The 1,949-nt window shown below is 36.5% G+C and carries 1 protein-coding gene; it reads left to right on the top strand.

The genetic code is table 11. The annotated features are described in order from the left end of the window. Positions 1-320: 320 nt before the first annotated feature. A complete protein-coding gene (locus tag G470_RS0111570; protein WP_028274927.1) occupies positions 321-1,127 on the top strand; it encodes a hypothetical protein in 807 nt (268 codons plus the stop codon). Positions 1,128-1,949 lie beyond the last annotated feature (822 nt).

The following is a 1,949-nucleotide window of genomic DNA, read 5'->3' as shown; positions in this document are numbered from 1 at the left end:
GTGGTTATCTCTAGATTAAGGGTCTTCTTCCTTTTTGTCTACTTTAATTTCTTACCCTACTATTTTACTTTCCGACAACTATTTTACACATAGCCATTAATCTTTATTTTTAAAAATTCGATGTTCAGATATACAAAAAAGCTAATCGCTTTCATTGGTATTATAAGTACTATACAATGATATTGTATGATTATTTGGTTGTGAAAAAGGAGTGGAATATGTGAAGAGGAAAGGTGCAATCCTGTTTTTCAGCATGTTGTTGGGGGCGTGCGGAACAGGCGATACAGAAGAGGGGGGCGGAGACTTCAGTAGATACGGCTATGGAGGTTCAAAGCGAAGAAACCAATGCAGAGTCATCTTCGGCTGAAACTACTGATTCAAGCGTTGCTGAGGGTACAAATGACGGAGCAGCCGGTGGAGCGAACACAGAAACAGAAACCACCAGCGAGAATCAAAGCAGTGAGACGCATACATTTGATGGAGTGGTTCATGAAGAAACATTCACAAACGAAACAGGATATCAAGCTTGGACTGATTACAGCAAGGCAACGAGTCAATACAATTTGGGAGATATTTTAAATTATGACAACCCAGAAGGAACAACAATTTCTGAAATAGACCAATTAATGGACGACAATTTAGAGAAAGCTGAAGCGCCGATCAACGAAACAGAACAGATGGTGTTTTATCGCTATTTGGATGAAGAACTCGCAGAAACCACCGATTTATCGCCATATGTATCCGAAATCGCGTATTATTTTGTGGACGAACAATTGATGTTTTCTTCGGTAACGCCTACTTACTATCAAGTAAATCAGACAGCCGCACACGATATTGAAACGCTCAGCAGCATAGCCACAGTGTCTGAATTAGAAGAACTGCAACCTCAAGTCTTTACAGTAGCTGAAATGAAACTGAACGGGGAAACCATCAAACAAATTATGGTGCCGTCACAACCAGCAAAAGATCAATCTGATGTCATGTTGAACGCTTATTACTTGTTTGTAATCGGCGACGACGCGATTCATTCCATGTACGTGCCATTTACGGAAGTAGCACAAGATTTCCCAAGCAGTTCAATCATTATTTTCAATAGTTTCTTCAGTTGGTTGAGCGACAATCAATAGATAGCAATTATAGAAAACAACTCTTAATAATCTAAAGAAATTTAAGAGTTGTTTTGTCTATGAGTGACGATTCAAACGGAGGGCAATCAGATCAGTGAGAGAATATTGTCTTTAAAAGTCGATTCACGGATAACTAACCGCAATTCAATTTGAAATGAGCTTAGAATGGACGAGAGAAGCAACTGAAATTTGGGTTAGTCCAGGTGGAAGAGACGTTGAATTCCAATATTCTACTTAGTATAATATATATTATGTAAACTAAAATAAAGATTTTTCAGCTTTATGAAATTTAGCTCTTTCGCGTTCCATATTTATCGATTTATTCCTTTATTTCGGTGTTTTTTCTTTTTTTCAAAAAATAAACATTTAAAAGAGAATTTATTTGCTCTCTTCTCCCTGACTCAGCAAACATATTTGTGTCGATGATGCGTGTTGTCCGTTATTGAGCTGGAACATTTTATTGCCGGGAAATGTTTGTACACTCAAAAATTATATAACCTTGCAGTACGGCTTGTTCTCGTAATCAATAAACATTCTGAAAACGATACTAAATGCTGCTTTAACGAATTTAATCAAGCATGATTGGATAAATCCATTTGATAGCATTTATTGATAATATTTGATTGAATTTAGTCAAATGTTGCTGATTATAGTGAAATTTCGGAATTTTTCCTTATGATCACCAACATTTAACTCCCAAGCGAATTTTATCATTTTTAATCCTTGAGTAGAAAATACTCTTCTGATGAACGTAACCCTATCACTTCTCTAATCCTTCTATTGATTGCCTGAGCGGCTTGATAGATATCCATTTCTGAAAAA

The sequence above is a fragment of the Atopococcus tabaci DSM 17538 genome (assembly GCF_000429585.1).
In the GTDB taxonomy this organism is placed as follows: Bacteria; Bacillota; Bacilli; order Lactobacillales; family Carnobacteriaceae_A; genus Atopococcus; species Atopococcus tabaci.
Note: the sequence above shows the minus strand (reverse complement) of the source record. Positions and strands in the feature narration are given on the sequence as shown.